Here is a 4,719-nt window from a genome sequence, read left to right on the forward strand (position 1 = left end):
GTGGACGGAGGCTCTGACCATGGCTGCGAATGCCGCGGGACCGGCGTCGCGCTACGACGTGACGCTGGATCAGTCGGACGCGGAACTCGTCGAGGAGATCGCCTGGAAACTCGCCACGCAGGCGACCGGGCGGCCCGACGACGCCGAATGGGTCGAGGCGGCCAGGAACGCCTGGCACGCCTGGCCGGCGACCCTGCGCCGGGACCTCGCCGGATTCCGCCGGGACTCGGGACCGGACGGCGCGATGGTGCTGCGCGGCCTGCCCGTCGACTCCATGGGGCTGCCGCCGACCCCGCGGGTCAACGGCTCCGTGCAGCGCGAGGCCTCGCTGGGCGCCGCCGTGCTGCTGATGACCGCCTGCGGGCTCGGCGACCCCGGCGCGTTCCTGCCGGAGAAGAACGGCGCCCTCGTGCAGGACGTCGTCCCCGTGCCGGGCATGGAGGAGTTCCAGGGCAACGCCGGTTCGACCCTGCTGACGTTCCACAACGAGAACGCCTTCCACGAGCACCGCCCCGACTTCGTGATGCTGCTGTGCCTGCGCGCCGACCCCACGGGCCGGGCGGGCCTGCGCACCGCGTGCGTGCGGCGGGTGCTGCCGCTGCTGTCCGACTCCACCGTGGACGCCCTGTGGGCACCGGAGTTCCGCACCGCGCCGCCGCCCTCCTTCCAGCTGAGCGGCCCCGAGGAGGCACCCGGTCCGGTACTGCTCGGCGACCGCTCGGACCCCGACCTGCGGGTGGACCTGGCGGCCACCGAGCCGGTGACCGAGCGGGCCGCCGAGGCCCTGCGCGAACTCCAGGCCCGGTTCGACGCCACCGCCGTCACCCACCGCCTCCTGCCCGGGGAGCTGGCGATCGTGGACAACCGCGTCACCGTGCACGGCCGCACCGAGTTCACCCCCCGCTACGACGGCACCGACCGCTGGCTCCAGCGCACCTTCGTGCTCACCGACCTGCGCCGCTCGCGCGCGATGCGGCCGGCCGACGGCTACGTGCTCGGATCGGCCCCGCAGCCCGCCTGACCGGCCAAGCCCCCGCAGTGAGACAGGAGTAGGAGTGCGATGACGAGCACGCAGACCAGGGAGCGACCGCCCGCCCGGGACTCCGGCGCGAAGAACGCGCCGGAGTCCGGACCGCCCGCCCCGCCGGTCCGCAAGGTCGGGCTGCGCTCCCTGTTCCCGTATCTCCAGGGCTACTGGCCGACGCTGGGGATCGTCGCGGTGCTCTCCCTGGTGGTCACCCTGCTGACCCTCAGCCAGCCGGTGCTGACCCGGGACGTGCTGGCCGACATCGAGGCGGACAAGCCGGTGGGGCGGCTGGTGGCCCTGCTCATCGGCGTCCTCGTGGTGGTGGCCGTACTCGGCGGGATCCGCGACTACCTGCTCCAGCGGGCCGCCGAAGGGCTCGTGCTGACCGCCCGCCGCCGGCTGGTGGCCCGGCTGCTGCGGCTGCCCATCACCGAGTACGACCAGCGCCGCACCGGCGACATGCTCTCCCGGGTCGGCGCCGACACCACCATGCTGCGCGCGGTGGTCACCTCCGGCCTCTTCGACACCGTGACCAACGTCGTCATGGTCGGCGGCTCCGCACTCATGATGTGCCTGATCGACCCCACCCTGTTCGCGGCCACCGCCCTCGGCCTCGGGCTGGGCGTCCTCGCCGTCGTCGGCCTCTCCCGGCGGGTGCGGGGCGCCTCCCGCGACGCCCAGGACCGGATCGGCGAGATGACCTCCGCCGTCGAGCGCGCCATCTCCGCCGTGCGCACCATCCGCGCCAGCGGCGCCGAGGAACGCGAGGGGAAGGCCGTCGACGGGTACGCGCAGCAGGCCTACCACGCCGGGATGCGCATCGCCCGGCTCCAGGCGATGATCAACCCGATCACCTCGACCACCATCCAGGTGGCGTTCCTCGTCGTCCTCGGCCTCGGCGGCGCCCGGGTGGCCAGCGGCGCCATCCAGGTCGGCGACATGGTCGCCTTCGTGCTCTTCCTCTTCATGCTGTGGTTCCCCCTCGGCCGCGCGCTGACCGCCTACTCCCGGCTCCAGTCCGGGCTCGGCGCCCTGCAGCGCATCGAGGAGATGGTGGACCTGCCGCAGGAGACCGACGCCGGCGCGGGACCGCTCACGGTGCGCGAACGCACCCGGCCCGGGACCGGGCCCGCCGACGCGGAACGGCGGCCGCCCGCGATCGAGTTCGAGGGCGTCAGCTTCGGCTACGCCGACGGCGAGACGGTCCTGCGGGACGTCTCCCTCACCGTCCCCCACGGCACCCGCACCGCGCTCGTCGGCCCCTCCGGAGCGGGCAAGTCCACCCTGCTGTCGCTGGTGGAACGGTTCTACGACGTCACCTCCGGCACCGTCCGGGTCGGCGGCACCGACGTACGCGACCTGCCGCGCCGCGAGCTGCGCGGACGCCTCGGCTACGTCGAGCAGTCGGCGCCGGTCCTCGCCGGCACCGTCCGCGACAACCTCTCCCTGGCCGCGCCCGACGCCACCGACGACGACATGCGGGAGGTGCTGCGCTCGGTCAACCTCATGGGCGTCATCGAGCGGGCGCCGCAGGGCCTGGACACCGAGGTCGGCGAGGGCGGCGTCCTGCTGTCCGGCGGCGAACGGCAGCGCCTGGCGCTGGCCCGCACCTTCCTGGCCGCGCCGCCGATCATGCTGCTCGACGAGGCGACCAGCAACCTCGACGCCCGCAACGAGGCCCTGATGCGGGAGGCCATCGGCACCGTCACCGCCGACCGGACGCTGCTCGTGGTCGCCCACCGGCTGTCCACCGTCGTGGACAGCGACCAGATCGTCGTCCTGGAGCACGGCCGGGTCGTCGCCGCGGGCCGGCACGAGGAACTGACCGGCACCAGCCCCCTCTACCGGGAGCTGGCCAGCCACCAACTGCTCATCCAGTAGACCGCCTTCCCCCCCCACACGAAGGGGCCTCCCGGTGCACTTCGCCGGGAGGCCCCTTCGTGTGCCGCGGGCCGGTCAGCCGGCCGTCGCCAGGCACTGCCGGACGCGGTGCCGGGTCAGCTCCCAGGCGGCGTCGAGCCCCACGGCCCGGGCCCGCGAGGCGTCGTCGGTGAACCGCCGGTGGGCGCGGCGCTCGCGGTACAGCAGCAGCGTCAGGTTCACCAGGAACGGCATCATCCCGTCCCGCTCGTCGGCGCGTTCGGCCACCTCCACCTCGACGCGGGCCCGCGCCCCGGGGACGTCGCCGAGGAGCATCCAGAGCTGGGCCAGGTCGAGTCCGGGCAGGAACAGGGCGCTGCTCGCCCAGTCGATCAGGACCTGCCGGCCCCGGCTGCGGACCACGTTGGCCAGCACCAGGTCGCCGTGACCGAACTCGCGGGGCACGCCGGACAGTTCGAGGAGCCTGAGCAGGTCCGCCCAGTGCGCGTCGTCGAAGACGCCCTGGGCGTGCAACCCCTCCAGCATCCCCCGGTAGTCCACCGCCCACGAGCCGGCCGCCGCGGGCCGCCAGTGCCGCAGCCGCTCCACGGCCTCCAGCACCCCGGCCAGGTCCTCCCGGGAGACCGGGGTGAGGGGGAACCGGTCCGGGGCCAGCACTTCCCCGGTGAGCCGTTCCATGACCAGCACGGCCCGCTCCCGGTCGGAGGCGAACCGCCGCGGCACCGGCACCGGCGGGGGCACCGCGTCGAACAGGTCGTAGGTGTCGATCTCGCGCAGGCACTGGCGCCGCCAGTCGGGCGTGCGCACCTTGGCCAGCGCCTCGACGCCGTCCAGCTCGCCGCCCACCACCAGCGAGGTGCGGCTGCGGTAGACGACCTCCCCGGGGGTGAAGCCGGGGCACACCTCACGGGCCAGCGCGATCAGCGGGCCGTCGGCGGGCGTCGGCGTACCGCTCTGGACATCGGGCTCGGTCTTCAACGGGTTCTCCTTCACCGGCGCAGGAATTCGACGAGGCTCTTGTTCACCGCGTCCGGCGACTCCAGGTAGCCGTAGTGGCCGCAGTCGGGCACCAGTTCGTACTCGGCGCCGGGGATCGCGTCGGCCACCTCCCGGCCCAGGTGGGGCGGGGCGATCAGGTCGTCCTGGAAGGCGACGACGCGGGTGGCGGCCCGGATGCCGCGGTAGGCCTCCCGCCGGTCGCCGTCCACCCGCACCCCGAGCTGGGCCCGGTAGCCCGCACCGGAGCGCCGGGTCAGTTCCAGCACGTCCAGCCAGTCGCGGGCCTGCACGTCGTTGTCGAGGGTGCGCGGGGACAGGTTCTGCATGGCCTGGACGACCGCCTCGTAGGCGGCGGGCAGCCGGATCCCCTGGTCGTACAGCTCCATCTCCGCGCGGCACAGCGCCTCGCGCAGCGCGTCCGGGCGGGCCCGGGTCGCCATCAGGACCAGCCGGTCCACCAGGTCGGGCCGGGACAGGGCCAGCTCCTGGGCGATGTGCGCGCCCATCGAGATGCCGGCCACCCGGCAGGGCCCCAGCCGCAGTTCCTCGACGAGGGCCGCCGTGTCGGCGACCAGGTCGTCGATGCCGAAGCCCCCGGGGCACTCCTCGCTCGGCGCGATGCCCCGGTTGTCGAAGCTGATCACCCGGAACCCGGCGGCGACCAGCGCGGGCACCTGGTGCAGGTGCCAGGCCCGGCCGCTGCCGCCCGAGCCCATGACGAGCAGTACGGCGGGTGCGGCCTGCGCACCCGCCGGGGGCGCGTCGTCGTAGTAGTTGATCCTGATGCCGTTGACGGTGAGGACGGGCATGGT

Annotated in this window: 4 protein-coding genes; 2 read left to right on the top strand and 2 right to left on the bottom strand. The window is 74.2% G+C overall.

All coding sequences use genetic code 11. From position 1 onward, the window contains the following. The first annotated feature begins 19 nt into the window (after positions 1-19). Together asnO and Sru02f_RS02530 are read left to right on the top strand one after the other, a co-directional pair. On the top strand, positions 20-1,021 hold the full coding sequence (asnO, locus tag Sru02f_RS02525; protein ID WP_109034873.1) for an L-asparagine oxygenase: 1,002 nt from the start codon (positions 20-22) through the stop codon (positions 1,019-1,021). A 39-nt stretch (positions 1,022-1,060) separates the two neighbouring features. Beyond that, positions 1,061-2,908, top strand: coding sequence for an ABC transporter ATP-binding protein (locus Sru02f_RS02530; RefSeq protein ID WP_109034871.1), 1,848 nt, complete (start codon positions 1,061-1,063; stop codon positions 2,906-2,908). A gap of 75 nt (positions 2,909-2,983) precedes the next feature. Here the strand turns inward: Sru02f_RS02530 and hasP are convergent, their stop codons facing one another. Then, positions 2,984-3,886 carry a 3-hydroxyasparagine phosphotransferase gene (hasP, locus tag Sru02f_RS02535; RefSeq protein ID WP_109034869.1) on the bottom strand — a complete coding sequence of 301 codons (903 nt, stop codon included), beginning with the start codon at positions 3,884-3,886 and terminating at the stop codon, positions 2,984-2,986. An 11-nt stretch (positions 3,887-3,897) separates the two neighbouring features. Continuing rightward, positions 3,898-4,716 (bottom strand): alpha/beta fold hydrolase, encoded by an 819-nt coding sequence (locus Sru02f_RS02540; protein WP_109034867.1) that lies wholly within the window; start codon positions 4,714-4,716, stop codon positions 3,898-3,900. Positions 4,717-4,719: the final 3 nt, after the last annotated feature.

Origin of the sequence: Streptomyces rubrogriseus, from assembly GCF_027947575.1 — a bacterium.
GTDB classification, from domain to species: Bacteria; Actinomycetota; Actinomycetes; order Streptomycetales; family Streptomycetaceae; genus Streptomyces; species Streptomyces rubrogriseus.